The organism is Campylobacter sp. CNRCH_2016_3089, assembly GCF_025772505.1.
In the GTDB taxonomy this organism is placed as follows: domain Bacteria; phylum Campylobacterota; class Campylobacteria; order Campylobacterales; family Campylobacteraceae; genus Campylobacter_D; species Campylobacter_D lari_D.
This window is the reverse complement of the sequence record NZ_JAKMSF010000001.1, coordinates 102,742-128,760: the sequence shown is the minus strand read 5'-3', so window position 1 is coordinate 128,760 and position 26,019 is coordinate 102,742. Positions and strand designations below refer to the sequence as shown.

At 28.5% G+C, this 26,019-nt stretch carries 28 protein-coding genes; 7 read left to right on the top strand and 21 right to left on the bottom strand.

From position 1 onward, the window contains the following. Positions 1–14: 14 nt before the first annotated feature. Both L8W69_RS00670 and L8W69_RS00665 read right to left on the bottom strand, forming a co-directional pair. Positions 15–761: an SDR family NAD(P)-dependent oxidoreductase gene (locus tag L8W69_RS00670; protein WP_220567258.1), complete on the bottom strand. Its 747-nt coding sequence runs from the start codon at positions 759–761 to the stop codon at positions 15–17. Next, entirely contained in the window at positions 758–2,005 is a 1,248-nt protein-coding gene (locus L8W69_RS00665; protein WP_220567259.1) for an ankyrin repeat domain-containing protein, read from the bottom strand. Before L8W69_RS00665 ends, L8W69_RS00670 begins: the two co-directional genes overlap by 4 nt. Positions 2,006–2,113: 108 nt before the next feature. On the opposite strand from L8W69_RS00665, the gene L8W69_RS00660 reads away from it, so the two are divergent. Both L8W69_RS00660 and L8W69_RS00655 read left to right on the top strand, forming a co-directional pair. Then, positions 2,114–2,566, top strand: coding sequence for a methylated-DNA--[protein]-cysteine S-methyltransferase (locus tag L8W69_RS00660; RefSeq protein ID WP_263660973.1), 453 nt, complete (start codon positions 2,114–2,116; stop codon positions 2,564–2,566). 1 nt (position 2,567) lies between these two features. Further along, entirely contained in the window at positions 2,568–3,446 is an 879-nt protein-coding gene (locus L8W69_RS00655) for an EamA family transporter (RefSeq protein WP_263660096.1), read from the top strand. Here the strand turns inward: L8W69_RS00655 and truA are convergent. Genes truA through glmU form a run of 7 tightly spaced genes read right to left on the bottom strand, consistent with a single transcriptional unit; the run spans position 3,400 to position 9,641 of the window. Then, the gene (gene truA, locus L8W69_RS00650) at positions 3,400–4,134 is read right to left on the bottom strand and encodes a tRNA pseudouridine(38-40) synthase TruA (RefSeq protein WP_263666164.1); all 735 of its coding nucleotides are present in this window, start codon (positions 4,132–4,134) and stop codon (positions 3,400–3,402) included. The genes L8W69_RS00655 and truA overlap by 47 nt on opposite strands. After that, positions 4,134–5,159 (bottom strand): LptF/LptG family permease, encoded by a 1,026-nt coding sequence (locus L8W69_RS00645; RefSeq protein ID WP_214100351.1) that lies wholly within the window; start codon positions 5,157–5,159, stop codon positions 4,134–4,136. The genes truA and L8W69_RS00645 overlap by 1 nt, the downstream gene beginning before the upstream one ends. Then, the gene (locus L8W69_RS00640; RefSeq protein ID WP_263666163.1) at positions 5,156–5,905 is read right to left on the bottom strand and encodes a prepilin peptidase; all 750 of its coding nucleotides are present in this window, start codon (positions 5,903–5,905) and stop codon (positions 5,156–5,158) included. The genes L8W69_RS00645 and L8W69_RS00640 overlap by 4 nt, the downstream gene beginning before the upstream one ends. Further along, positions 5,902–6,570 (bottom strand): polyprenyl diphosphate synthase, encoded by a 669-nt coding sequence (gene uppS / locus L8W69_RS00635; RefSeq protein WP_220567269.1) that lies wholly within the window; start codon positions 6,568–6,570, stop codon positions 5,902–5,904. The genes L8W69_RS00640 and uppS overlap by 4 nt, the downstream gene beginning before the upstream one ends. A 1-nt stretch (position 6,571) precedes the next feature. After that, positions 6,572–7,192 (bottom strand): hypothetical protein, encoded by a 621-nt coding sequence (locus L8W69_RS00630; RefSeq protein WP_263660976.1) that lies wholly within the window; start codon positions 7,190–7,192, stop codon positions 6,572–6,574. Next, on the bottom strand, positions 7,189–8,352 hold the full coding sequence (coaBC, locus tag L8W69_RS00625) for a bifunctional phosphopantothenoylcysteine decarboxylase/phosphopantothenate--cysteine ligase CoaBC (RefSeq protein WP_263666162.1): 1,164 nt from the start codon (positions 8,350–8,352) through the stop codon (positions 7,189–7,191). The genes L8W69_RS00630 and coaBC overlap by 4 nt, the downstream gene beginning before the upstream one ends. After that, positions 8,349–9,641, bottom strand: a complete 1,293-nt coding sequence (gene glmU, locus L8W69_RS00620; RefSeq protein WP_263666161.1) for a bifunctional UDP-N-acetylglucosamine diphosphorylase/glucosamine-1-phosphate N-acetyltransferase GlmU — start codon at positions 9,639–9,641, stop codon at positions 8,349–8,351. The genes coaBC and glmU overlap by 4 nt, the downstream gene beginning before the upstream one ends. 162 nt (positions 9,642–9,803) lie before the next feature. Here glmU and L8W69_RS00615 point away from each other — a divergent pair, with 162 nt between their 5' ends. The 5 genes from L8W69_RS00615 to L8W69_RS00595 all read left to right on the top strand — a co-directional run bounded on the left by L8W69_RS00615 (position 9,804) and on the right by L8W69_RS00595 (position 17,720). Continuing rightward, on the top strand, positions 9,804–12,140 hold the full coding sequence (locus L8W69_RS00615; protein WP_263666160.1) for an autotransporter outer membrane beta-barrel domain-containing protein: 2,337 nt from the start codon (positions 9,804–9,806) through the stop codon (positions 12,138–12,140). 144 nt (positions 12,141–12,284) lie between these two features. Further along, positions 12,285–13,019, top strand: coding sequence for a flagellar type III secretion system pore protein FliP (gene fliP, locus L8W69_RS00610; protein ID WP_133318758.1), 735 nt, complete (start codon positions 12,285–12,287; stop codon positions 13,017–13,019). Positions 13,020–13,084: 65 nt separating this feature from the next. Then, the gene (locus L8W69_RS00605; protein WP_263666159.1) at positions 13,085–14,833 is read left to right on the top strand and encodes a bifunctional anthranilate synthase component I family protein/class IV aminotransferase; all 1,749 of its coding nucleotides are present in this window, start codon (positions 13,085–13,087) and stop codon (positions 14,831–14,833) included. Next, positions 14,830–15,396, top strand: a complete 567-nt coding sequence (locus L8W69_RS00600) for an anthranilate synthase component II (protein ID WP_263666158.1) — start codon at positions 14,830–14,832, stop codon at positions 15,394–15,396. The genes L8W69_RS00605 and L8W69_RS00600 overlap by 4 nt, the downstream gene beginning before the upstream one ends. Positions 15,397–15,491: 95 nt before the next feature. Next, complete coding sequence (locus L8W69_RS00595; RefSeq protein ID WP_263666157.1) at positions 15,492–17,720, top strand: autotransporter outer membrane beta-barrel domain-containing protein; 2,229 nt, start codon at positions 15,492–15,494, stop codon at positions 17,718–17,720. 52 nt (positions 17,721–17,772) lie between these two features. Here the strand turns inward: L8W69_RS00595 and L8W69_RS00590 are convergent, their stop codons facing one another. The 12 genes from L8W69_RS00590 to L8W69_RS00535 all read right to left on the bottom strand — a co-directional run bounded on the left by L8W69_RS00590 (position 17,773) and on the right by L8W69_RS00535 (position 26,010). Further along, positions 17,773–18,102 carry a Spx/MgsR family RNA polymerase-binding regulatory protein gene (locus tag L8W69_RS00590; protein WP_263666156.1) on the bottom strand — a complete coding sequence of 110 codons (330 nt, stop codon included), beginning with the start codon at positions 18,100–18,102 and terminating at the stop codon, positions 17,773–17,775. Next, on the bottom strand, positions 18,096–19,436 hold the full coding sequence (locus L8W69_RS00585; RefSeq protein ID WP_133318753.1) for a class II 3-deoxy-7-phosphoheptulonate synthase: 1,341 nt from the start codon (positions 19,434–19,436) through the stop codon (positions 18,096–18,098). Before L8W69_RS00585 ends, L8W69_RS00590 begins: the two co-directional genes overlap by 7 nt. Positions 19,437–19,489: 53 nt before the next feature. Then, positions 19,490–19,843 carry a cupin domain-containing protein gene (locus L8W69_RS00580; RefSeq protein ID WP_243705616.1) on the bottom strand — a complete coding sequence of 118 codons (354 nt, stop codon included), beginning with the start codon at positions 19,841–19,843 and terminating at the stop codon, positions 19,490–19,492. Between the two features lies 1 nt (position 19,844). Further along, positions 19,845–20,201 carry a 50S ribosomal protein L19 gene (gene rplS / locus L8W69_RS00575; protein ID WP_012661698.1) on the bottom strand — a complete coding sequence of 119 codons (357 nt, stop codon included), beginning with the start codon at positions 20,199–20,201 and terminating at the stop codon, positions 19,845–19,847. Between the two features lie 11 nt (positions 20,202–20,212). Then, on the bottom strand, positions 20,213–20,917 hold the full coding sequence (gene trmD / locus L8W69_RS00570; RefSeq protein ID WP_263666155.1) for a tRNA (guanosine(37)-N1)-methyltransferase TrmD: 705 nt from the start codon (positions 20,915–20,917) through the stop codon (positions 20,213–20,215). Next, positions 20,914–21,438: a ribosome maturation factor RimM gene (rimM, locus tag L8W69_RS00565; protein ID WP_263666154.1), complete on the bottom strand. Its 525-nt coding sequence runs from the start codon at positions 21,436–21,438 to the stop codon at positions 20,914–20,916. Before rimM ends, trmD begins: the two co-directional genes overlap by 4 nt. Further along, on the bottom strand, positions 21,428–21,673 hold the full coding sequence (locus L8W69_RS00560) for a KH domain-containing protein (protein ID WP_043019956.1): 246 nt from the start codon (positions 21,671–21,673) through the stop codon (positions 21,428–21,430). The genes rimM and L8W69_RS00560 overlap by 11 nt, the downstream gene beginning before the upstream one ends. 2 nt (positions 21,674–21,675) lie before the next feature. After that, a complete protein-coding gene (gene rpsP / locus L8W69_RS00555; RefSeq protein WP_012661702.1) occupies positions 21,676–21,903 on the bottom strand; it encodes a 30S ribosomal protein S16 in 228 nt (75 codons plus the stop codon). Between the two features lie 71 nt (positions 21,904–21,974). Continuing rightward, positions 21,975–23,312 carry a signal recognition particle protein gene (ffh, locus tag L8W69_RS00550; protein ID WP_263666153.1) on the bottom strand — a complete coding sequence of 446 codons (1,338 nt, stop codon included), beginning with the start codon at positions 23,310–23,312 and terminating at the stop codon, positions 21,975–21,977. Positions 23,313–23,376: 64 nt separating this feature from the next. Beyond that, positions 23,377–24,129 carry a pseudouridine synthase family protein gene (locus tag L8W69_RS00545; protein WP_263659061.1) on the bottom strand — a complete coding sequence of 251 codons (753 nt, stop codon included), beginning with the start codon at positions 24,127–24,129 and terminating at the stop codon, positions 23,377–23,379. After that, positions 24,110–25,294 carry a lipid IV(A) 3-deoxy-D-manno-octulosonic acid transferase gene (gene waaA, locus L8W69_RS00540; RefSeq protein ID WP_220566838.1) on the bottom strand — a complete coding sequence of 395 codons (1,185 nt, stop codon included), beginning with the start codon at positions 25,292–25,294 and terminating at the stop codon, positions 24,110–24,112. Before waaA ends, L8W69_RS00545 begins: the two co-directional genes overlap by 20 nt. Beyond that, on the bottom strand, positions 25,291–26,010 hold the full coding sequence (locus L8W69_RS00535) for a zinc ribbon domain-containing protein (RefSeq protein WP_263666152.1): 720 nt from the start codon (positions 26,008–26,010) through the stop codon (positions 25,291–25,293). The genes waaA and L8W69_RS00535 overlap by 4 nt, the downstream gene beginning before the upstream one ends. Between the last annotated feature and the right edge of the window lie 9 nt (positions 26,011–26,019).

Sequence of the window (26,019 nt, the reverse complement as noted above, 5' to 3'; positions counted from 1 at the left end):
TTATCCTTAAGTTTTTATATTTTTTCGCTAAAAGTTCCTGCCCATGTTTGAGTCACAGGCATAAGCTCTATTTCGTTAATATTAATATGCTCAGGTAAGCTAATGATAAAAGTAATAATTTTTGCTATATCTTCAGCTTTGATATATTTAGTATTTTCATAAATCTCATCAGCTTTTTTAATATCACCTTTAAATCTCACTTCACTAAATTCAGTTTTACAAAGTCCTGGAGCAATATTTGTTACTTTTATATTACTTCCACGCAAATCCGTTCTTAAAGCTTTGGAAAATTGTGCCACAAAAGCCTTGGTTCCACAATAAACATTACCTCCATAATAAGGCACATTAGCTGCAATTGAGCCAAGATTAATTATGTGGGCATTTTTTACTTTTCTAAGTAAAGGTAAAGCAGCTCTTGCTACATATAAAAAGCCTTTGATATTAGTATCTACCATGGCTTCAATATCTTCAATATCCAAAGAATCAAATTCATTTAAACCTAAAGCAAGACCTGCGTTGTTAATAAGCAAAGAAATATTGCCAAAATCTTGAGGTAAATTTTCAATTGATGCAAAAACTGCTTGTTTATCTCTAACATCAAGTTCTATGGGATAAATTTTATCCCCATAAAGCTCTTGTAGTTTTTCTAATCTATCTTTGCGTCTTGCTATAGCTATAACTTTATAATCAAGTTCTATTAAAGCTTTTAAACTCTCTAGTCCAAAACCTGAACTTACTCCAGTTATTAAAGCAATTTTCATGGCTGTGTCTCTTCATATAGCATTAAATTCTCATTTTCCTTTAAACCAAGTTTTTTTAGATATTTAATATTTTGTTCTTTTTTTGCAATTATGGCAAAATCAAGAGCATTAAATCCCAAATCATCAATTTCTTTATAATTTGCTTTGTAATCTATAAGCAACTTAAGCATTTTTACATCTGCATAGTTTGCTCCATGCATAAAAATATTTTTAGAAGTATGCTCAAGTGCACATAAAGTAATGAAATATGGCGTATTACTTCCCATACTAGCAATAGAAAGTTTTTCATTATCGTTAATGTATTTTTGATTTACATTAGCTCCATTTTCTAATAAAACTTTTGCAACCTTATAATTGTTGTATTCAACTGCATAAAACAAAGGTGTTTTTCCAAAAGAATTTCTATAATCAATAATAGCCCCATTTTCTAATAAAAGCTTGACATTATCTGCACTATCTAATGCAAAAAACAAAGCAGACTCATAACCTTCATTTATTTTTACACCTAATTTTATAAACTCACTTATAATTTGACTTTCTCTATTGTTTAACAAAGCAGATTTAAAACCATTATTTAATTCTAAATTGCTAATTTTTTTAGAATAAATATATTCTTTTATTTGTCCTAAAGAGTTGTTTTTATTAGCCACAAATTTTTCAAAGTCCGAAATATCTTTAAAGATTTTAGTCTCACCAACTGCCCAATTTAAAAATTCATTCAAAGCATTACTAGCAAAGTAAATAGCACTTGCTTTATCTAAATTAAATTCGTTTTGAAAATATTTTGTTAAAGGATTAATCGCATTATTATACTCTTTCCAAAATTCCTTAAAGAGCTTAAAATTTCCTATACTTTGATAAGCCCAAAATCTAAAATAAGCTTTTAATTTTGCAAATTTTTCTTCAAGTATTATAGGATCTTGTAAAGTTTTTTGATAAACTTGCGGATCAAGCGCAATTTCTAATAATTTAAAATCAAATTTTCTCAAATCGCTAAAATATTCCCCTCCCATACAGGCACTATTACTTCCTCTAATTTCATTAGCAAGCTCATATAATCTTTTTGTAATTTGATTATTTTTTAAAGAAAAATCGCAATTTAAATCTACTTGAGCAAAATCTTGAGAAACTTGTGGTTTAAACTCTTTAAAAAAATCCATCTTATTTTCTTTGACATACCCGCAAGTGTAATCTAAAGCTAATGCATTTAAACTTATAATCAAACTAAATAATAAAATCCTCAAATATTTTCCTTTGATATAAATTAAATCACTATTTTAACTAAATTTTTGCTTTAATAACAATTAATTAATTTAAAATTCATACAATGATTATTTTAAAATGAGGAAAAAATGTATCAAAGTTTTTACAAAGCTAGTTTTGCTTATATTCTTTTGCAGAGCAATGAAAATAAACTTATCAATGTTGATTTTATAACATATAAGCCCAATTTTACTAAAGATAAACACACTATTTTAGAACAAGCCTTAGAAGAGTTAGACCTTTATTTTAATAAAAAACTTTTTTTCTTTAATACACCCCTAGCTCTTCAGGGGAGCGAATTTGAGCAAAAAGTATATAAAGCTTTAATTAAAATTCCCTATGGACAAACTAAAACCTATCAAGAAATTGCTTCTTTTGTCAATCATCCAAAAGCTTTTAGAGCGGTAGGTAATGCAAATTCTAAAAACAAACTTGCAATTTTTATACCTTGTCATAGAGTGGTAGCTAAAAATCACTTAGGCGGATACAATGGTGGTTTATTTATCAAAGAAGCTTTACTTAAATTAGAAGGTGTGCTTTAAAATGCCAAGTTTATTACTAGCAAGTTTTATTTGGGCTTTTTCTTTTCCATTAATTGGGCATTTTATAACCTTAGAAATGGATAGTTTTTTTGCTGCATTTGCAAAAGTTTTTTTGTCTTTATTAGTATTTTTACCTTTTTTAAATTTTAAGCTGAATTTGCATTTAAAACTAAAACTCATAAGCATTGGAGCTTTACAACTTGGTGTGATGAATTTATTTTATTATCATTCTTTTTTATATTTAAGTGTAAGCGAAGTGGCACTTTTTACGATTTTTACACCTTTTTATGTTGTACTTTTTTATGGGCTTTTTTCAAAAAATCTTAGATATTTATATTTTATAAGTATTTTTATATGTATTGTAGGTGCTTTTGTAGTTAAATTTGATAATATTAACTCTAATTTTTTATATGGTTTTTTACTTATTCAAGGAGCTAATTTAGTATTTGGCGCTGGACAAAGTTTTTATAAAATTTTATTAGAAAAAAATACAAATTTAAATCAAAAAGAAGCTTTCGCTTATTTTTATTTAGGCGCAACTAGTATAACCCTACCTGCTTTTTTATTTTTTGGAGATTATAATAATTTACCATCCAATTTAAGTTCTTGGATAGCTTTGATTTATCTTGGGACTATTGCTTCAGGATTTGGATATTTTTTATGGAACAAAGGCTCCACTGAAGTAGATAGCGGGGTTTTAGCTTTGATGAATAATGCTATTATACCTATAAGTATTTTTATCAATATGAGTATTTTTGGAGTAGATGTAGAGCTACTACCTTTTTGCATAGGGACCTTGATCATTCTTTTTTCATTTTTTATACATAAAAAAATCATGCATTATTATAATAAGAAATCTTACTCAAATACAAACCACTAGCAGGAGCTAAAAATCTACAATGAGCTTTTTTGGCATTGATTTGCTCTAAAAGATCATTTTTGCTCATTTTTCCTTCTAATACTTTTAAAATACTTGCCATCATCATTCTAATTTGAGATCTTAAAAAACCATTTGCTTCAAAATAAAACACAGTGTAATTTTTATAAGCATAAACTCTAGTTTTATACATTTTTCTTGTACTTGTTTTATTATCAGAGCCTTCTTTTTGAAAGAGTTTAAAATTATGCTCTCCTTCAAATAAAAAAGCAATTTCCTTGGCTAATTTAATATTTATTTTTGGATAAAAATACACATATGAGGCTAAAAAGGGATTATATTTTCCATGACTTATAATATAGCGATATGCTCTTTTTTGCACATCAAAACGCACTTGGAAATTTTCTTGCATTCTTTGGATATGCTTTATATGTATAAATGGGTGTGTAAAATGATTGATTTTATTTTTTAAATATACAAAATCTTTAAAATGTTCTCCCGCTTTTACGCAAGCGACTGCATTAAATGCATGCACACCTTTATCAGTTCTTGAAGCAAATAAAGGCTTTTCATAAATACCCAAATGCGACAAGGCCTGCGCTAAGGTATCTTGAACACTAAGCTTATGTGGTTGGGTGGCTGAACCTTGAAATTTAGAACCATCATAAGAAAAAGTTAATTTTAAAAGCATTAATACTTACTTGCAATTTTTGCTTTAAAATAAAACAAAGAAGTAATTAAAAAGCTTGAAAAAATCACAGCAATAGCTACAAAAGGAGGATTATAAAAACTAATCAAAAGCGTAAAATAAGCAAAAATAATCACAAAAATTCCAAAATAAGCAAAACCTTTTTCATAACGATAAGTTACTATACCAAAAGAGAGTGCAAAAAGCACGCTAGCTAAAGGAAATAAAGCTATAAGAATATAAATAACAAATTCTTTTGCTTTTTCTTTATTGCTTGTTACATCAGACCAATACCCATAAAAACTTTGAGTATTTAATTCTTTAGAAGAAAGTTTGCTTTTAATTAATAAATTTTTAAAACTAGAAATATGCCAATCTTCTTCTTTAATCTCATAAGCTTTTCCTTCATCTAGCTTAAAAGTAATAACCCCATCATTTGTTTCTAACTTTCCTTCTTTGGCTAAAATCACTTGTTCTTTATCTTGTGGGTTTTTCTTTGGATGATACATTATGATATTTTTATAAGTTTCATCAGAATTTTTGGCATCGATAAAAACAAGCCATTCTCCATATCTTTGTCCAAATTCCCCTGTTTTTATACTTACTTTAGCACTAATTTTTTTATAATCTACAAAATTATCAAAAAGTTCAAAAGATATAGGTATAAAAACCAAAACCACCACAAGCATAAAAGCACTTACCAAAGCTGCAATTTTTGCAAAAAAACTTGCTATCATGCTTGGAGCTATACTCAAAGCAAATAACACTGTGCTTTCATTTTCCCTAGAAAGTCTATAAAAGGCCAAAGTCAAAGCTATGAAAAAAGATATGGGTAGAGTAAAAATTAATATCTTTGGTAAAAGAAAAATATATAATTTGATTAATTCAAAAAAAGTAATTTCAATATAAGCAGTAATTTTAGCAAGTTGTATAAAAAAAATAATCGAAACAATAATAAATAAAGTAAAAAATAAAGATAACATTGTACTTAAAAACTGATTAAGCAAATACTTATAAACTAGTTTCATAATATACTTTCTATACTTAGATTAATCAAAATTCCACAAAATAAAAAAGGAATCATAGGCATTTGATAATCTTTCTTGGCTATTTTTATAAACATCAAAAGACTTAAAAAACTTGCAATAAATAAAATCACAAAGCCTTTTTCATAGCCAAAAATTCCAAAAATCAAAGCTATTATTATAACATCACCTTCCCCTAAACTTTCTAAAATTTCATCTCTTTTTTTAAAATTTTTAATAAAATTAATCACACTTTTTAGTATGAAAATTAACCCCGCCCCAAAACACACTCGAAACAAAAAGCTATCTTGAAAATCCTCTAAATTTAAGCCATTTTGTAAAAAATCAAAACAAAAAGCTAAAATAAACAAAATCCAAAGCCAAAGCTCACTCACTGCTTTTAGATAATAATCCATCCAAGAAAGTGCTAATAATACAGCTAGCATACAAGCAAAAATTAAAATTTGAAAAACATCTTCGATTAAATAAAAAGCAAAGACAAACAAACACGCACAAATAAATTCATTAAAAGGATAAATCAAAGAAATTCTTTCTTTACAAAAAGCACATTTGCCTTTTAAAAATACAAAAGATAACAAAGGAAAAAGATGATAAAATTTCAAAGTTTTAAAACACTTAGGACATTTTGATCTTGGGCTTATTATGCTTTCTTTATTAATCGTTCTTAAAATCAAAACATTGACAAAAGAACCCACACAAAGCCCTAGTAATAAAAATAAAAATATCATTTACCAAAGGTTCTTTTGCGTTTTTTAAACTCAGTAATGATATTTGTGATTTCTTTTTTAGTAAGTGCAGGAAATAAGGTTTGACTAAAATAAATTTCTGCATAACTTGATTGCCATAATAAAAAATTTGAAATTCTTTTAGCACTCCCTACCCTTAAAAACAAATCCACATCTTCACTTAAGTCAAGATTTGCTTGTATATTTGCTTCATTAATTTCAAGATTTTTTTCAATCACCTTTTTAACCGCTCTAACTATTTCATCCTTGCCTCCGTAAGAAATAGCTAAATTTACGCATAATTTTGTGTAATTTTTAGTTTGTTCTTGAAAATTTTGTATTTTTTTTAAGGTTAATTCATCTAAAAGACTTAAATTTCCTATGGCTTTAAAACACACTTCATTAGCTATAAATTTATTTAAAGATTCATCAAGATATTTATTTAACAGCTTAAAAAGAAACTCCACTTCTTCTTTTGGTCTTTGCCAATTTTCTGTACTAAAAGCATAAAGGGTTAGATTTTGAATTTTTTCATCTATACATACTTCTATAATTTTTTCAACAACTTTAGCACCTTGACTATAGCCAATTTTTTCTAAAAGTCCATTTTTTCTAGCCCATCTTCTATTGCCATCCATTACTACAGCAAGATGCTTTAACTCATTCATTCTATCCCTTTATATCCATCAATCTTTTAAAAACAAACATAGGATTGAGCGTATTAACTACTTCAAATTTAAAATACTCGTTTAAAAAATGTGCTACTTTGGCAAAAGGTGTTTGTATGCGTATGATTTTACCATTATCAATTATAATTTTTAAAGCACCAAAAATTTCAAAATACAAATACACCTCTAAAATATTTCCATTTTTCTTAGCTTCAAATAAAGCTCTATTTCCCTCATAAACAAAAGGTATATGATAAATTCCTTCAAAAAACGCAAAAAACATTTCCTTATAAATTTCAAACTCATATGCGCTTTTGCTTTCCATAAGTCTTTGGATAATGAATTTTTTATACCAAGCTTTTTCATCACCTTCTTGTAAAAGCTTTTCTATAAGTTCAGTCCCTTCTTCAAAAAGTCTAATTTTAGGCTTTTTCAAAAGATTTTTAAAAGAAATCACGCCTTTATCTTCATAAACTTCAGCTAAATACTCCTCCCCTACTTCAAGCTCTATCAAACTTTTTGTTTCAAGCTTTTTAGTGTTTAAAAGCAATACATAGCGATTATATGCGCGTTTTTCTAAAATTTGCATTCTTACAGGTAAGGTTGAGTTGATGATATTCACCAAAGTTTCCTTAATTCTTGTGCTAAAATAAAACCAAGTTTTTCTTTGCTTTGTTTAAAACTTTGAGAGATACTATCTTTAGTGATAAAACAAATGCTATTTTCATCACTTCCAAAGTTCATTTGCTCATTTAAGACATTTAAACACACCATATCTAAATTTTTACTAACTAAAGATTTTTTAGCATTTTCTAAAGCATTTTGCTCATCAAATTCCATTTTAAAGCCTATTTTTTTGCCTTTAAAATCTAAATTTTTTAAGATATCCTCATTAAGCTTTAATTTTAAATCAAGTCCGTTTAAATGCTCATTTTTCTTAATCTTACCCTTGTAAGCCTCAAGAGTAAAATCACTCACAGCAGCAGCCATAATTAAAGCATCAAAATCTTTGTATTTTTGCAATTTTTCTTTTAGTTCTAAAGAAGATTCAAATTTTTCTAATTTATAAGGTGTTTTAAACTCTACTGAGCTAATTAGCACCACCTTAGCACCTAAAAAATATAAAGCATCAGCAACCGCCTTTGCCATTTTTCCACTTGAAAAATTACTAATACATCTTACATCATCAATTTTTTCTTTAGTGCCACCACCACTTACAATAAAACTTTTATCTTTAAAAAAATCTTCCTGCATTAGACTTCTTTTTAAAGCATTTATAATACTATCAAGCTCAGCCAAAGCTCCTAATCCTTCATCTTTACAAGCTAGAGTTTTAACTATAGGATCAATGATAATACAACCTTGCTCTTTTAAATTTTTTAAAGAATTTTGAGTGCTAAAATGTAAATACATGTTTGTATTTGCAGCGGGTGCGATTAAAAATGGCTTATTTTTATCCACTGCTATTAAAGTTTGAATGAATAAATTATCTGCTATACCATAGTTTAATTTATTAATAGAATTTATACTAGCAGGCGCAAAAAGCACACAATCGCAAGTCTTGCTAAAAGCTATATGATTATTAGTATTTTGCCAACTTTCATTATCTTCACATAAAACTTCATCCACTAAAGCTTCAAAGCTAAGCTTAGTGCCAAATTTTAAAACTCCCAAACTTAGTAAAACTTTAACCCTAAAACCTTCTTTTTTTAATAAAGAAATAAGCTCATAAGCTTTATAAAAGGCTATGCTTCCACTTACTGCTAGTAAGATTGTTTTCATTTTTTACCTAGTTTTTTATAGTAAAAATCTTCTATAATTTGCGTCTTTGCTCTATTAATATACAAAGAGCCTTTTTCTACATCCTTACACACGGTGCTTCCTGCTGCGATGATTACCTCATCTTTTATCTCAACCGGAGCGATAAATTGCGTATCTGAACCTACAAAAACATTTTTACCTATTTTGGTCTTATGCTTTTTAACCCCATCATAATTACAAGTGATAGTACCACAACCTATATTAGTTCCCTCATCTATCTCACAATCCCCTAAATAACTCAAATGCCCTGCTTTAATTCCATTTAATAAAGCATTTTTGCATTCTACGAAATTTCCTATATGGGTATTTTTAAGCTGGCATTTTGGACGCAAATGCGCTAAAGGCCCTACATCGCTATTTTCTACTATACTATCTTCAATCACACTTGAACTTTTGATGATAGAATTAATGATTTTTGATTTTCCCTCTATACGCACATTTTCATACACTTCACACTCACCTACAAACTCAACTTCATCTGAAATAAAAGTCGTCGCAGGCATGTGAAAAATCACTCCTTGCTTCATCCATTCTTTTTTAATCGCTTCCTGCATAAGATCTTGAGCTAGGCAAAGCTCAATTTTATCATTTACCCCCATAAAATCTTGCTCATTTACAAACACCGCATCGATTTCATAGCCCTTTTCTTTTGCTAAATAAACCGCATCGGTTAAATAATACTCTTTAGCTTTATTATCATTTTTTATCAAAGGCAATACTTCTTTTAAAATTTGTGCTTTTATAGCATAAACACCACTATTGCAAATGTTTATAGCAAGTTCTTCTTTGCTTGCATCTTTTGTTTCTACTATTTTTTGAATTTTATTTTCTTTTAAAACTATTCTTCCATAACTTTTTGGATCTTTTGCCTCAAAAACTGCCACATTAAAATCACTCTCATTTAAAGCTATTTTTTCTAAATCATCTACTTTAACCAAAGGCATATCGCCACATAAAATCAACACTTTTTCATGCTTACTCTCATAACCCCTTAAAGCCCCTGCAGTACCTGGAAAATTTTGCAAGTCTTGTTCTAAAAAGCGTGTATTTGGAAAATGCTCTAAAACAACTTGTTCAACCTTTTCTTTTTGATGAGAAAGCACCACACATACATCATCACTAATTTTATATGCTTGTTTTAAAATATGTAAAATCATTGCTTTTGAGCAAATTTTTTGAAGCACTTTTGGATTTTGTGATTTCATACGCGTGCCAAGTCCAGCAGCCAAAATAAGCACAGAAATTTTCATAATTTACCTTTGTTTTAAAAATTATTGCTTATTTTAACAAGCTAAAGTAAAAATTCTTACTAGTTGTTATTTGTTTTTTACAGATTTTCATTTACTTTAAACTTAAATTTATGGGGGGGGTATAATGCTTTTTTTCAATTTAAATTTACAAGGAGTAATCAAATGAAACTTTCTTATTACACAAGTAAAGTTTTAATGGGAGTTAGCATTAGTGCTTTATTAAGCGGTGCTGCTTTAGCTCAAGAGATAAATCATGGAAATTTTTCTGATTTTTTTAACTATAAAGATGGAATTTGGAGTTTAGATTCTAAAGAAAATATAGAATTAAAAATAAGTCCTTCAGATATTCAATCATACTATGGTGGAGAAAATAATGATAAACCTATAAATGAATTTAACATCAAAACAAGTGGCGTTTTAACCATAGGATCTGATTCAGACTGGATAGATGTAGGTAGCACTTCAACTAATGAAGCAAAATATGATTTATATAGTGTTAATTTAGAAGCAAAAGAAATCATTTTAAATTCTGATAGAGCTACCTTAGAAGCAAATAAAGCTTTTAATATAAAAGGAAATGTTACACTAAAAGGCAGCTCACCTATAACAAATGATAATATAAGCAACGAAGAACTTGATAGACCTGCTTTAAATGTATGGAATGGATATGGCGAAAAAGATGGCTATATGAGCATACAAGGAAATTTAAATGTAAACAATTCTTTTATTGGTATATTTGATGCAAATAAAAAAGGTGGCTTAATCTCTGTAGATGGAGATGTAAATATAAAAGATTCAGCTATAGGCATAAGCACAAATAGTGTTTCAAATTTAGGTATAAACAACTATGTAGCTATAAAAACAACAGGCAATTTTAACCAAGATATAGATAAAAACATAGTAACGGCACTATATACTAAAGATATAACGAGCATGCTTGAAACAAGTAATTTACTTCCAAAAAATGTATTTTTTGAAGATACTGATTTGGCTCAATTTACAGATTATAAACTTAGTGTTTCTAATGATGGCAAAAGTCTTTTAATTAGCGGTGGTGCTAATGAAAATGTAAGAGATTTATCAAAAATATTAAAATCTGAAATTGATATTAGAAAAGAAGCTTTAGATACTTTTGAGAATATAAAAAAGAATATAGAATATGATGAAGAATATAACAAAAATTCCTACCAAAAACCAGGATATATTGGCGATGATGCTATGCTTGAAGCCATAGCACAAGCAGAAAAAGAACTGCAAGAACAAATTAAAAAATTAGAACAACAAATCCAAGATATACAAAATAATGGTGGAAAATTTGATGGTAGTGATTTAGTTGAAAATATGAAAGATGTTAGCTTAGAAAATAAAAATTTAGCTGTAAATATGCTAAATAGTATTTTAGATTCTAAACTTAGCAATGATGCTATCGCAGCACTCACTCTAGATACCACAGGAAAAAATCTAAACACACTTACCACAAATACAAAAGCAAGTGCAAAAGCTATAGTAAATAATGCTCAAAATTCTTCTGTTAATTCATCTATAGGTGTAGCAAATGACCTAGCAATTGGAACAAGAATAGCAAAACTTTCAAATCCTTATCAAGATAAAGCTTTAGTAGAAAAATTTGCTACAACCCATATAGCAGCACTAGCAAGCGATGTTTATAATTATTATGGAAATTCTTCATTTAATAATAGCTTTTGGGGTAATGTTTTTGGTGGTGCAAATATCATAGATGGAGATAGTGGTGCTTTATATGGATTTACACTAGGTGCTGATAGAAAAATCAATGATAATGCTTTGCTTGGTTTTTACTTTACTTACACTGATTCAACTATCAAAGATGGAGTTATGGAACAAAAATCAGATAACTATCAATTTGGTATTTATTCTTTAATTAATCCAAACGATCAATGGGAAATTAATCTAAGAGCTTACGGGCAAATTTCTCCAACAGATCAAAGTGTTGTAATGTTAAATGATTCTAATAAGGCTTATTTTGATAGTAAATTCTTTGGTTTAAGTGCTAATGCCGGTAGAATTTTTAATCCAAATTCATCATCATTATTCATCAAGCCTTTTGCTGGTATAAATTACTACTACGCACACACTCCAAGTTATAAAGAAAGTGGTATGTTTGCAAAAGATGTTCAAAGTATGACAAATAATTCCATATCTTTAGAACTCGGTGCTGAATTTAGAAAATATATGAGCGAAACATCATATTTATTTATCACTCCAAAAATAGAACAATATGTAATGAATAATGGAGATGATTATATAGCTGGATTTGTTGGATCAAATTCAAATTTTATCATCAAAGGTAATGATAAGAAAAAAACTTATGGACAAATCATCATAGGTGGAAATGTAGATATTAACGAGCAATTTAGCCTAAATGCAGGTATTGGAGCTAAACAAATACTAGCTGGTAAAACAGATGGTAAAAATGAAACTTATGTAAGTGGTCAAGTAGGTTTTAAATACAAATTCTAAAAAAATATTTTTTGAGAAACTCCTAAATGCTAGAGTTTTTCACTCTAGCATTTTAAAAATAAACCATTAATTCAATCATATAAATTGCATTTTTAAGAGTAAAATTGCTAAAATAATGCTTTTAATTTTAACCAAGGAAATATTTTGAGGGTTTTACTAGTTTTATTTTTATCAAGCCTAGCTCTTTTTGGTGCTGAAGCAACTATACCAACTGTAAATTTAAGCCTTAGTGCCCCAAATAGCCCTCAACAGCTCGTAACAACTTTAAATATAATTATAGTTTTAACTATACTAGCACTTGCTCCAACTATCATCTTTGTAATGACTTCATTTTTAAGACTTATAGTAGTTTTTTCTTTTTTAAGAACTGCTCTTGGCACACAAACCATGCCTCCAAATACTATCTTAGCGACACTAGCTTTGATTTTAACTTTTTTTATTATGGAACCTGTTGCTACAAAATCATACAATGAAGGCATAAAACCCTATATTGCTGAACAAATAGGCTATGAAGAAGCCTTTGCTAAAGGCGTTAAACCTTTTAAAGATTTCATGTTAAAAAATACCAGAGAAAAAGACTTAGCACTTTTTTATAGGATCAGAAATTTAGAAAATCCAAAAACCATAGATGATGTTCCTTTAACGGTTTTAGTGCCTGCTTTTATGATAAGTGAACTCAAAACTGCTTTTGAAATAGGCTTTTTACTTTTCTTGCCATTTTTAGTTATTGATATGGTAGTAAGCTCAGTGCTAATGGCTATGGGTATGATGATGTTACCACCTGTTATGATTTCCATGCCTTTTAAATTGCTTATTTTTGTTTTGGTAGATGGATGGAATTTGCTTATACAAAATCTCGTCAAAAGCTTTTTAACTTAGCAATTTAGAGCAAAAATATGTGTATTATTAGCTTTATTTGTATTTTTCTAAATCAAAGATTTTAAATGGCATTTGCTATATTTGGAAAATACCTTTATGATGATCTTGCCTTCACTCTTAAAGCTCACACTCAAAAAGAAAGTAAAAAAGCTTTTAAAATCATAGAAAAATATAAAAATCAATATTATTTTTTAGGCTATATTCAATATGAATTCTATAAATATCTAGAAGATAAAAATTATAAAAGCAAAGAGCCTTTTTTATATTTTTTTGCTTTTAAATCAAAAAAAATCTTTACGAACGAAGAAAAAAATTTAGACTTTTATCCAAGTTTTTCATCCAATTTAAACCAAGAAAAGTATTTTGAAAACTTTGACAAAGTCAAAGAAGCCATAGCTAAAGGTCAAAGTTATCAAGTTAATCTTACTCAAGAACTACATTTACAATCAAATCTTAATGTGTATGAGAGTTTTTTAAGCCTTTATCCTAAGCAAAATACCCCCTATAAAGCTTATATGAAAAATGAATTTTTAGAATTGGCTTCATTTTCACCTGAACTTTTTTTTAAAATCAAAAATAAAAAAATCATCACAAAACCCATGAAAGGCACAATCAAACGCTCAAATAATCCAAAAGAAGATGAAAATCTAAAAAACTTTTTAAAATGCGATGAAAAAACTATTAGCGAAAATGTAATGATAGTTGATTTATTACGCAATGATATTTCAAAACTCATCAAAAAACATTCTTTAAAATGCAAACTTTTTAAGGTTAAAACCTACCCTACCTTACACCAACTCATTTCAAAAATAAGTGGGAAATTAAAACAAGAAAATGATTATTTTAAAATTTTCAAAGCCCTTTTTCCATGTGGATCTATCACGGGTGCACCCAAAATAGAAACTATTAAACTCATAGAAAATTTAGAGCAAAGAAAACGCGGGATTTATTGTGGAGCAATAGGTTTAATCCATAAAGATAAAGCAAAATTTAGCGTAGCCATACGCACTTTAGAGAAAAAAAATAATGATGATTTTTTAAGATATGGTGTAGGAAGCGGACTTGTGTGGGACTCACAAAAACAAGATGAATTTGAAGAATTAAAACTAAAAAGTAAAATTTTAAAACCTAACTTTTATTTATTTGAAACAATGTATTATAAAAATCATTCTATTTTATTTTTCAAAGAACATTTGACAAGAATTTTAAACTCAGCTAATTTTTTTGGCTTTGATACTCAAAGATTAAAACATGATTTTAAAAATATACTAGAGAGTAAAGATAAAAAATTCCATTTTAAATCTTTACAAAATTTTAACAATTTTGTTTTCAATCATCATCATTTTTTTACAAAAAGTAATTTTACTCAAAAATGCTCAAAGGCTATTAAATTAAAACTTTTTAAAAATGGCCTTTATGAGTTTGATTTTAGCAATATACAAGAAAATTCAAGCAAAAAACTACTCATAAGTAAAGACATCATAAAAGTAAATCTTTTAACACACCATAAAACTTCTCTGCGTAGTTTATATGAGGCAAATTCTCATCTATGGAAAGAAAATATTTGCTATGACATAGTTTTTTTTGATGAAAAAGGCATACTTTGTGAGGGTTCAAGAAGTAACATTATTATAAATTTAAATGATGAGTATTTTACCCCTTATGCTAAAAACTGCCTAAATGGTATTTATAGACAAACACTCTTAAAACACAAGCTCATCAAAGAAAAAGATATCACTAAAGATGAGCTTTTAAATGCTAAAGAAATTTATGCTATTAATTCTTTAAGAGGCTTAAAAAAGGTATTTTTGTGAAAGTTTTGATTATAGATAATTATGATTCTTTTACCTACACCATAGCCTTTTATTTAAAAGAATTAAACATTACTTATAAAATTATTAAAAACGATAAATTCAAAAATCCAAAAAAGCTTAAAAAATATGATTTTACCCATCTTCTAATCTCCCCTGGACCAAATTCTCCAAAAGAATCAAAGTTAAGTTTAAAAGCTATAAAGTATTTTAAAAAAGATAAAAAAATTCTTGGAATTTGTCTAGGACACCAATGTATAGCACATGTTTTTGGTGGTAAAATTTCTAAACTTCCAAACCCAACTCATGGTAAGGTAAAAACTATAAAATTTAAACCAAACCCACTTTTTAAAAATCTTAAACAAAATTTTAAAATTTGTTTATATCACTCTCTTTATGTTAATCATATAGGTGGAAAATGTGAAATTTTAGCCCATAGTGAAGATAATATCATCATGGCTTTAAAACATAAAAAATACGATATTTATGGAGTTCAATTCCACCCTGAAGCCATACTGAGTCAAAATGGCAAAAAGCTACTTAAAAACTTTCTTACTTTGCAATAATCTAATATTTATATTTTTTTCATTTACTTTAAACTTAAATTTATGGGGGGGGGTATAATGCTTTTTTTCAATTTAAATTTACAAGGAGTAATCAAATGAAACTTTCTTATTACACAAGTAAAGTTTTAATGGGAGTTGGTATTAGTGCTTTATTAAGCGGTGCTATCTTAGCACAAGAAATTACCATAACAGATGACACTATGAAAAATTATTTTGAAACCAGTGATGGTCAAAATTTCAATCTAAAACAAGAACATACCAATCAAGACTTAGCTATAAATCTCACAATGACAGACCTAGCTAATGCTATAGCTAACGATGAATTTAAAGATCTCTCAAGAGTAAATATTAACTTAAATTCTAATAATCTTACTTTGAAAAATACTTCCGAAGGTGCTAGTTATGTAACAAACTATACCATTAATGCTAAAAAAACTGAGGCAACAGATGTGATATTTCAAAGCTTAGATGGAAAATCCATCGTAAATGGAGATTTTAGCATAAAAGGTTCATCTAATCCTACAGATGGTGTTTTAGATGATATAAAATCTTCAGCTATTTTAATCGCTGATGGGCATGGCCTACAAGGTTCTCTTGAAGTAAATGGAAATTTTACAGCAGATAAATCTACTCTATTTACCATAGGTGGTAATAAAAGTCAAAACCACATACAAGTAAATGGTAAAGCAAATATCACAAATTCAAACTTTTCCATAGGAACAACAAGCTTTGGTGATTTGGCTTTAAATAATTATGTTTTCATGAGTGCAAGCGAAGGATTTAATGAAGATATAACAAGCTCAAACAAAGCTAGTGCAAACATAAGTAAAAATTTTGAAAACATTGTAGGTATGAGTAGCAAAGATTTAGGACTTGATTATGAAATTGTAAGAGCTATAGATGTAAAAGATTTTGTTGATTATGAACTTTCTACAAAAGATAATAAGCTTTTAATTAGCGGTGGCGCAAATGAAAATGTACTTAATAATAAGAAAGTCTTAGAAAGTGATAAAAAATATCTAGAATTAATTAAAACTGATTTAGAAGATGCCAAAGATGAAGAAGGTGTTAATATAGAAAAAATAGATGAAGCCATTGCAAAAATTGATGAGCAAATAAAGCAAATTCAAGATATGATTAGCAATGCTGAAAGTGGAATAATCTCTAATGATGATTATATTAAAAACGATTCTAGTGTTTCAACTTCTAACAAAGACTTTGTTTCTAAAATTTTAGATGGACTTGCACTCGGTAAAGATTTTAATGCAATAGGTAGTATTAAATTTGATAAAGCTGGAGAGCAAGTAGCAAATGATATAAAAGATTCAGCTAAATCTATCTCAAATGCAAATCAAGCCTCATCGGGTATAAACTCGACTATCAATGTATCAAATGATGTATCTATAGGTTCTCGTGTAGCTATGTTAAATAATCCTTATGGAAATTACGCTACAAAATTATCTCAAATAAGATTTGCTACTAATGATTATAGAGGAAATTATGTTGATAATTATAATAACAGCATTTGGGGTAATGTAATAGGCGGTGCAAACATCATAGATGGAGATAGTGGTGCTTTATATGGAGCCACTATAGGTATGGATAGAAAAATCAATGATGATGTTATTATTGGTGCTTATTTTACTTATGCAAACGCTGAAATAAAAGATAATCTTTTAACCCAAAAATCAGATAATTTCCAATTTGGCGCTTATTCTAATATCCATATAAGTCCAAAGGTAGAAGTTAATGTTAAGGCTTATGCTCAAATTTCTCCAACAGATCAAGATATTGTAAATAGAGGATTTAACACTACAAATAGTGCTGACTTTAATAGAAAATTCCTTGGTTTGAGTGCTAACATGGGATATATTTTTGATTTTAGTAATAATACCTTATTTATCAAACCTTTTGCCGGAGCAAACTACTACTATGCGCATACCCCAAGCTATAAAGAAAACGGAATTGCAGGAAAAGATGTCAATAGCGCTAGTAATAATTCTATTTCTTTAGAACTTGGTGCTGAATTTAGAAAATATATGAGCGAAACATCGTATTTATTTATCACTCCAAAAATAGAACAATATGTAATGAATAATGGAGATGATTATGTAGCGAGTTTAAATGGAGTAGCACTACCTAGCGTAAAAAGTGATGATAAGAAAAAAACTTATGGACAAATCATCATAGGTGGAAATGTAGATATTAACGAGCAATTTAGCCTAAATGCAGGTATTGGAGCTAAACAAATACTAGCTGGTAAAACAGATGGTAAAAATGAAACTTATGTAAGTGGTCAAGTAGGTTTTAAATACAAATTCTAAAAAAATATTTTTTGAGAAACTCCTAAATGCTAGAGTTTTTCACTCTAGCATTTTAAAAACTCTCATACTCTTTAGCTATAAAAACTTCATCATCTTTTATAATTAATGGGCGTTTTATAAGCGTTGGATTTTGCAAAATCATCACTTTAATTTCATCTTGGTTTAAATTTTGAAGTTTTTCTTTATTTAACCCTAATTTTCTAGCACTCATACCCGCTGTATTTACAAGCTCTAAAACACTCCTTTTGCTAAGCCAAAAAGCCAAAGTTTCTTCGTCTAGCTTTTTAATATCTAAAAATTCAAATTCAATTTGCTTAGAATTTAAATAATCCATGGCCTTTTTAACACTATTACAATTTTTAATACCATAAAATTTTAACATTTTCTTGCCTTTTTAACTAAGTCTGCTATGATAAATGCTAATTCTAAAGCTTGGTCAGCATTTAATCTTGGATCACATTGTGTTTCATAGCGTTTAGAAAGTTCTTCTTGAGTGATATTTAAAGAGCCTCCTACACATTCTGTTACATTTTGCCCTGTCATTTCCAAATGTACCCCACCAGGATACACTCCTTCACTTATAGCTATCTCAAAAAACGCACGCACTTCTTGAATAATTTTATCAAATTCTCTTGTTTTAAAATTACCTGATTTAACCGTATTTGCATGCATAGGATCTATGCTATAAAGTATATTAAACCCTTCTTGTTTTAACTCTTTAAATAATTTTGGCAAGGCATTTTCTATCTTATCACATCCCATACGGATGATGAAATTTAATCTTCCTGCTTCATTATGCGGATTTAAAATACTTACTAGCTTTTTTATTTCATCTAAATCATAATTAGCACTAAGCTTAACACCGAGTGGATTTTTTACTCCACTTAAAAAATGCACATGTGCTTCATCTGCTTTTCTAGTACGCTCACCTATCCAAAGCATATGTGCTGAACAATCATAAATTTCCCCGCTTAAACTATCTACTCTAGTTAAAGCTTCTTCATAAGGCAAAAGCAAGGCTTCATGGGAAGTATAAAAGGCTGTTTGGGAAAGATTTGGGGTATCAGTGATACCACAAGCTTGCATAAAAGCTAAAGCTTGAGTGATTTTTTCACTAAGTTCATTATATTTTTTCCCAAGCTCTGCTTTTTTTAAAAAACCCAAATTCCACTTATGCACTACTCTTAAATCCGCTAAACCACCTCTTGAAAAAGCTCTTAATAAATTTAAAGTTGTAGCACTTTGATAATACGCTTCTAGCATTCTTTTAGGATCAGCTATTCTTGATTTTTCATTAAATTCAAAACCATTAATAATATCCCCACGATAACTTGGAAGTGTTACTCCATCTACTTCTTCAAAATCACTACTTCTTGGCTTTGCAAATTGTCCTGCAACACGCCCTACTTTAACAATAGGACAAGATCCTGCAAAAGTAAGCACTATGGCCATTTGAAGCATAACTTTAAACATATCTCTTATATTATCAGCACCAAAATTTACAAAACTCTCTGCGCAATCTCCTCCTTGGAGTAAAAATGCTTGAGAATTTACAACATTAGCAAGAGATTTTTTTAACTTATCTACCTCACCTGCAAAAACAAGTGGTGGTAATTTTTCTAATTTTTTAACAACATCTTGTAGTTCATTTTCATCAGGATATTGCGGCTGTTGCTGAATTTTATAATTTTTCCAAGAATCTTTAGTCCATTTCATAGCTTAACTTCCTAATTTTAAGTAAGCTAAAATTATACAAAATGAGACTTAAATTAAGATTTCAAAACACTCTCAACGCGTTCAAGGCTATCTTGTTTATATAGAGTTAAACGCACTATAGAATCTTCTAGTGCTAAAAGATTATGAATTTCATTAGCTTTTAAACTAATGCTATCTAAAGATTTAAGTAGAATTTGCTGATTTAAAACTCCAAAATCAATAGAGCCTTTTAATACTTGTATAGTAATATCAAAAGGTGCTTTATGATCTTTCATAAAGCTATCCTTTGACATATTTATGCATATTTCCTTAGCATAAGCATTTTCTATTTTTTTAGATATATTTATGCCATTTTCAATTTCTTGTTCCCAAGAAATTACTTCATGCATTTGAGTTCTAAATTTCATTTTATTTTTTAAGTTCTTTAATACGAGCAGCCTTACCTCTTCTATCTCTTAAATAGAATAATCTAGCACGGCGTACACGACCTCTTCTTAATACTGTAATACTTTCTAAACTTTCACTATAAATAGGGAAAATTCTTTCAACACCTACATTATTAGCGCCTATTTTACGCACAATGAAAGTTTCATCTACACCATTTCCTCTACGCGCTATACAAATACCTTCAAAATTTTGAATTCTTGTTTTATCGCCTTCTTTAATGCGAATAGCAAGTCTTAAAGTATCTCCAGCACGAAATTCTGGAACATTTTTACCTTCAATTTGTTTTTGCTCAAATTGCTCAATGTATTTATTTTTCATAACGATATTCCTTAAAATTTGCGTTCATGCTTTTGATACAAATCAGGACGAAAATATTTCGTTTTGCAAGACGCCAAAGTAGTTTTTAAAGCTGTAATTTTAGCGTGATTTCCCTTTAAAAACTCTGAAGGAACATAAAATTTTTTATTTTCCTTTTCAAAAACAAATGGCTTAGAAAATGATGGTGCTTCTAATAAATCATTTTCAAAACTTTCTTCACTTAAACTTTCACTATTTCCAAGAACATCTTGAATATTTCTACTAATAGCATCACACATCACCAAAGATGCTAACTCTCCACCTGTAAGTATAAAATCTCCTATAGAAAACACTTCATTAGCAAATTCTTCCACAATACGCTCATCTAAACCCTCATATCTACTACATACAAAACAAATATGCTCTTTGACGCTTAATCTTTTAGCATCTATTTGCTTAAAAGTTTTAGCACATGGCAAAAGAAAAATAAAATGCGTATTTTTATCTTGGCTTTTAATATGCGTTAAACAATCATATAAAGGCTGAGCTTGTAATAAAAGTCCCGCACCACCGCCTATTTTATAATCATCTACTTTTAGATGTTTATTTGTAGTAAAATTTCTAGGATTAACAAAATCAAATTCTAAAATTCCTTTTTCTTTTGCCCTTGCCAAAATAGAAGCTTTAAAATAAGGCTCAATAAGCTCTGGGAATAAACTTACAAAAGTATATTTCATGAATTTTCTAAAATATCTAAAGCAGATTGTGTGAATATTTTTTTATTTTCTATATCAACTTTTTGAATATATTTATCAACATAAGGAATATAAAAGTTTTTAACCTTTGTCTGTAGTTTTTCATCGCATTTTATACAGAATAAAAATCCAGTTCCATTTTCTAAAATATCTTCAACTACACCTAATTTTTGTTCATTTTCAAAAATTTCACAGCCTATAATATCAAAATAAAAATACTCATCTTTTTTTAACTTACAAGTTTCTTTTGTAGTTTTTATGCTTTGAAATAGTGTAATATTAGTTAGTTTTTTCGCAGATTCTAAATTCTCAAAATCTTCAAATAAAACCAAAGATCTTGTTTTATCGAAAGCTTTTATGGTGTAAATTTTTTGATTACCATCAAAAAATTTAGCACCTGCTTTAAACTGCTCATAAAAATCACTTAAATTATGTAATTTTACATAACCTTTCAAACCAACACTTTTCCCAAGTTTAGCAACTTGGACCAAATCATTCTTCAATAGCTTTTACCGTTATACGATATGAAGTTGCATCTTTAACTTTATAAGCCATAATAACTGTTTTTATTGCGTTGATTAATTTCCCATTTTTTCCGATCAACTTACCAGTATCAGTCGGATCAACATAAATGATAATTTCAGCAAAATTGTTTTCTAAATTTTGTTTTTGTATATCAACTTTTTCAGGAAAATCAACAATTAGTTTTGCGTATTCTCTTAAAAAATTTTCAACCATTTTTATTTGCTTGTAATAGCTGCTACTCTATCGCTTAATTTAGCACCTACGCTCTTCCAATAAGCTAAACGCTCAGCATCAAATTTTACTACTTCAGGTTCAACCATAGGATTATAATATCCAATGCTTTCTATCCAACTACCATCGCGTCTTTTTCTACTATCAGTTACAACTATACGATAAAATGGTCTTTTTTTGCGTCCCATTTTTGTAAGTCTAATTACTGTCATTTTAATACTCCTAAAAAAATTAAAATTTTGTTATAGATATTTTAACTCATATATCCATAAAAAAGCTTTAATTATTGCGGTCTTTTAGCTTGCTGCAACATATTCATAAAATTTTCCATTCCTTTTTTGTTTGAAAATTTTTTTGCCAACTTAGCCGCATTACCAAATTGTTTTAAAAAGCGATTTACTTCCATTTGAGATAAACCAGCACCCTCTGCAATACGACGCTTTCTTGCGTTGTTTAATAAATCAGGATTTTCTCTTTCTTTTGGCGTCATTGATGAAATCATTGCTTTAATATGAATAATTTCTTTAGAATTATCCAAATCAATATCTTTAATATTTGCTGCCATAGATGATAAACCAGGTATCATACCAATGATTGATTTCATACTACCAAGTTTTTTAACACTTTCCATTTGATTTAAAAAGTCATTGAAATTAAATTCACCTTTTTTGATTTTTTTATTAAGTTTTTTTGCTTCTTTTTCATCTATAATAGCGGCAGTTTTTTCAGCCAAAGTCGCCAAATCACCTTCACCCATGATACGATTAACAATCCTATCAGGGATAAATACTTCTAAATCAGCTACTTTCTCACCAACACCAATAAATCTTAAAGGCACACCAATTTGTTTAGCTATACCTAGCGCAACACCACCTTTAGTATCTGCATCAAATTTACTTAAAATAACCCCAGTGATTTCTAAAGCTTCATTAAAGCTACTTGCTGTTTTAACTCCATCTTGACCACTCATAGCATCAGCTACATAAAATACTTCATCAGGATTTAAAATAGCTTTTACTTCTTTAAGCTCATTCATCAAAGCTATATCAATTGCCAGACGACCGGCAGTATCTACAAGCAAAACATCATACATAGAATTTTTTGCTTTTTCCAAAGCTTGTTTAGCTACATTTAAAGGATTGCTTTCATTTTCTATAAAAAATAAATCAAGCTCATTAGCTTGAGTGAGTTGTCTTAATTGCTCTACCGCAGCTAATCTTTGCAAATCACATGCAGCAATTAATACTTTTTTATTTCTTAGTTTTAAGTAATTAGCAATTTTTACCGTAGTAGTAGTTTTACCACCACCTTGCAAACCGCACATCAAAACAACCGTAGGTGGCTTACTAGCAAATACAAAACCTTGATTTTTACCTTTAACACTAAGAATTTCTTCTAAATTTTTCTTAATTGAGTCTAAAAATTGCTTTTGGCCTATGCCATTAGTTTTTACATCATTTTCTACTAAAGTGAGTAATTCTTTCGTAACTTTATGATGTACATCTGCTTTTAAAAGGGCTTTTTTTAAAGTGTCAAGAGCATTTTTTAAAGCTTTTTCATCATCAACAAAACGAAGTTTATTAACCGCGGATTTAAATGACTCACTAACTATTTCAAACACTTTATTTTCCCTTTATTAAAATTCTAAAAAGCTAAATTATAAACCCTTTTAGCTTTAAACGCCTTTAAAAATTTAAATTTTTTATTTCAAAACCATAAGCATTAAAACTCTCATCAAGTAAAGCTTTAAATTGATAATCAAAAATATGCGTTTCGTAAGAATGCAAATACATTCTAGAAGAGCTATTTTTTGCATATTTTTCATCGCCAATAATACCATGTTTTATATGATTTAAATGCACTCTGATTTGATGTGTTCTACCTGTTTTAATGACTGCTTTTATTAAAGTTTTTTTTGCATTTACCATTAAAGGTATAACCTGAGTATGAGCTTCTAAGCCAAATTTATCGATTTTACTAAAAGCTCCGGATTTATTTTTTATAGTAGTTATTTTTTCACAAATTTCAAGTTCTTCAGCAATTACTCCATCGACAATAGCTAAATAGCTTTTATAAACATTTTGTTTTTTATACTCTTGAATGCATTTTAGTCTAAATTCCTCATCTTTGCTTAAAAGCAAAACTCCACTTGTTTCTTTATCAAGCCTGTTAATTAATTTAGCATTATAAACACCTTCTAAATTCTCGCTAATTTCCCCATAAGGCTTATTTAAAACTATGATTTTATCATCTTCAAAAAGTATTTTTGCTTTTTTTATTTTTTGCACGACAAATCTTGTTTTTGAGCTCATCAAAGCTCTAGCTATAACAACCTTTTTTCCCATAGCAAAAACACAACCTTTATCAATCAAATCTTTTGCTGCATTATTAGAAATTTTTTCTTGCATTGCAAGCAATTTATAAGCTTTTTCTTGCATCTAAACCTTCTTTTATACTTAATATAATTTCATTTAAATCATTTTGCTCTTTGACTCGTGCTTGTGATAATTTTTGCTTTAAAAAATCATTTATATCTTTTACACTCTCACAAATATACAAATCATCAACTTCTTGATATAAACTTTCTTGATTAAAATAATATTTCCCCGAGATAATAACATTATTCCATCTAGCCGCTTCTATAGGATTATGCCCACCTATATTTTTTACAAAAGAGCCGCACAAAAAAACTACATCACTAATCTTATAAAAACTTTCTAGCTCACCCAAAGTATCTAGTAATAAACACTTGGTCTTAAAAAAATTTGCAAAATCATTTTCACTTAAAGTAAAGTCTGAAAATTTTTGCATATTATAATGATTTTTTTGGCAAAAATCTTTTAAAATCCCCTCAACCTCGCCAAAACGCTCCGGATGTCTTGGAGCGATAATTAATCTATCATTTTCTTCTAGTTTAATCTCATTAAGCAATAATAGTTCTTCATTTTCATGCGTACTAGCAAATATAATAACCCTAGCCTTAGGTTTTGAATAATTTTTCACTTGTTCTTGTTTTATATATGCTTTGATATTTTTGTATGCTGCAACATTTTTAGCACCCAAACACTCTAACCTTTCTTTGTCTTTTTGACTTTGCGCAAACACAACATCAATATATTTAAAAATCAAACGATAAAAAAAGCTAAAACGCTTGTAGTTTTTTAAAGATCTATCACTAATCCTAGCATTTAATAAAATAACTTTTGCATTATAAAATTTAGCCATCAATACAAGCATAAGCCAAAGCTCTGCTTCAAAAATAATCAAAACTTTGCAAGGTTTCATCCAAAATGGTATAAAAATTTCAAATGGTAAAAAATTTACTTTTTTAGAATGTCTTAAAGCTTCATTAAATCCGGTTTGCGTGATAGTTGAAATTTTACAAGTTGGAAAAAGTTTTATTAAGGGAACAATGCTTTTAATCTCCCCAAAGGAGCAAGCATGAAAATATATATCTCCTTGTTCTTGTTTTAAGTTTTTGTAAAGAAAAAATCTAGATTTTAAAGACGCTTTATATTTTTCTTTACAAAAACTTAAAATCAACAAAAAAGGAACTGCGATTACATATATAATCACAGCAAAAATGTAATAAAAAAAAATCAATTTTGATTTTCTTCTTTTTCTTTATATAAAATTCTTCCACAATGCGGACAAGTTACGATTTCATCACCTTTTAAAACTGCTAAATAAGTTTTATCATAAATTCTCATAAAACAGCCATAACAAGCATGTTTTTTCACAGGAACTAGAGCACTATTTCCCGCCCATTTTCTAATTTTCTCATAAAAAGTTAAAACTTTTTGATTTATTTCGCCAACCAGCTTTACTTTTTTATCATAAATCTCTAATCTTTCTTTTTCAATATCAACTAATACAACTTTTGTTTGAGCATCTATTTGATCCACTTCATTTTCAAGTTCAGTTCTCTTAGTTTGCAATTCTTGTATAAATTTTTCTTTGTTTTCTAAAATTTTATCTAATCTTTCTATCTCTTCATTTGCTGCATCAAGTTGCTCTTTAGCTATATCTTCTTCGATTTTTAAAGCATTTGCTTCTTTTTCAGTTTTCACTGCAGCACTTTTTTTGGCTATTTCTTTAATTTTCACACCAAATTCTGCAATATGGTTATTGTTTTGTATTTTTTGATTTTCTATATCTTTAATATCTTTTTCAAAACCTGCAATTTCTTCTTCAGTTTTATCAAGCAAATTACGCTTTTCTTTTAAATCCTTTGTAGCATCTTCTACTTTATTTGCAAAACCATCTAACTCTTTATCAATTTGCGATAAAGCTATAAGTTGTTCTAAATATTTATTCATTGATTTTTT

Excerpts from the sequence above, each read along its gene's own strand:
- L8W69_RS00670 (WP_220567258.1), bottom strand. The coding sequence starts at position 761 with ATGAAAATTGCTTTAATAACTGGAGTAAGTTCAGGTTTTGGACTAGAG.
- L8W69_RS00660 (WP_263660973.1), top strand. The coding sequence starts at position 2,114 with ATGTATCAAAGTTTTTACAAAGCTAGTTTTGCTTATATTCTTTTGCAG.
- L8W69_RS00655 (WP_263660096.1), top strand. The coding sequence starts at position 2,568 with ATGCCAAGTTTATTACTAGCAAGTTTTATTTGGGCTTTTTCTTTTCCA.
- truA (WP_263666164.1), bottom strand. The coding sequence starts at position 4,134 with ATGCTTTTAAAATTAACTTTTTCTTATGATGGTTCTAAATTTCAAGGT.
- L8W69_RS00645 (WP_214100351.1), bottom strand. The coding sequence starts at position 5,159 with ATGAAACTAGTTTATAAGTATTTGCTTAATCAGTTTTTAAGTACAATG.
- L8W69_RS00640 (WP_263666163.1), bottom strand. The coding sequence starts at position 5,905 with ATGATATTTTTATTTTTATTACTAGGGCTTTGTGTGGGTTCTTTTGTC.
- uppS (WP_220567269.1), bottom strand. The coding sequence starts at position 6,570 with ATGAATGAGTTAAAGCATCTTGCTGTAGTAATGGATGGCAATAGAAGA.
- coaBC (WP_263666162.1), bottom strand. The coding sequence starts at position 8,352 with ATGAAAACAATCTTACTAGCAGTAAGTGGAAGCATAGCCTTTTATAAA.
- glmU (WP_263666161.1), bottom strand. The coding sequence starts at position 9,641 with ATGAAAATTTCTGTGCTTATTTTGGCTGCTGGACTTGGCACGCGTATG.
- L8W69_RS00615 (WP_263666160.1), top strand. The coding sequence starts at position 9,804 with ATGAAACTTTCTTATTACACAAGTAAAGTTTTAATGGGAGTTAGCATT.
- L8W69_RS00605 (WP_263666159.1), top strand. The coding sequence starts at position 13,085 with ATGGCATTTGCTATATTTGGAAAATACCTTTATGATGATCTTGCCTTC.
- L8W69_RS00595 (WP_263666157.1), top strand. The coding sequence starts at position 15,492 with ATGAAACTTTCTTATTACACAAGTAAAGTTTTAATGGGAGTTGGTATT.
- L8W69_RS00590 (WP_263666156.1), bottom strand. The coding sequence starts at position 18,102 with ATGTTAAAATTTTATGGTATTAAAAATTGTAATAGTGTTAAAAAGGCC.
- L8W69_RS00585 (WP_133318753.1), bottom strand. The coding sequence starts at position 19,436 with ATGAAATGGACTAAAGATTCTTGGAAAAATTATAAAATTCAGCAACAG.
- L8W69_RS00580 (WP_243705616.1), bottom strand. The coding sequence starts at position 19,843 with ATGAAATTTAGAACTCAAATGCATGAAGTAATTTCTTGGGAACAAGAA.
- rplS (WP_012661698.1), bottom strand. The coding sequence starts at position 20,201 with ATGAAAAATAAATACATTGAGCAATTTGAGCAAAAACAAATTGAAGGT.
- trmD (WP_263666155.1), bottom strand. The coding sequence starts at position 20,917 with ATGAAATATACTTTTGTAAGTTTATTCCCAGAGCTTATTGAGCCTTAT.
- L8W69_RS00560 (WP_043019956.1), bottom strand. The coding sequence starts at position 21,673 with ATGGTTGAAAATTTTTTAAGAGAATACGCAAAACTAATTGTTGATTTT.
- rpsP (WP_012661702.1), bottom strand. The coding sequence starts at position 21,903 with ATGACAGTAATTAGACTTACAAAAATGGGACGCAAAAAAAGACCATTT.
- L8W69_RS00545 (WP_263659061.1), bottom strand. The coding sequence starts at position 24,129 with ATGCAAGAAAAAGCTTATAAATTGCTTGCAATGCAAGAAAAAATTTCT.
- L8W69_RS00535 (WP_263666152.1), bottom strand. The coding sequence starts at position 26,010 with ATGAATAAATATTTAGAACAACTTATAGCTTTATCGCAAATTGATAAA.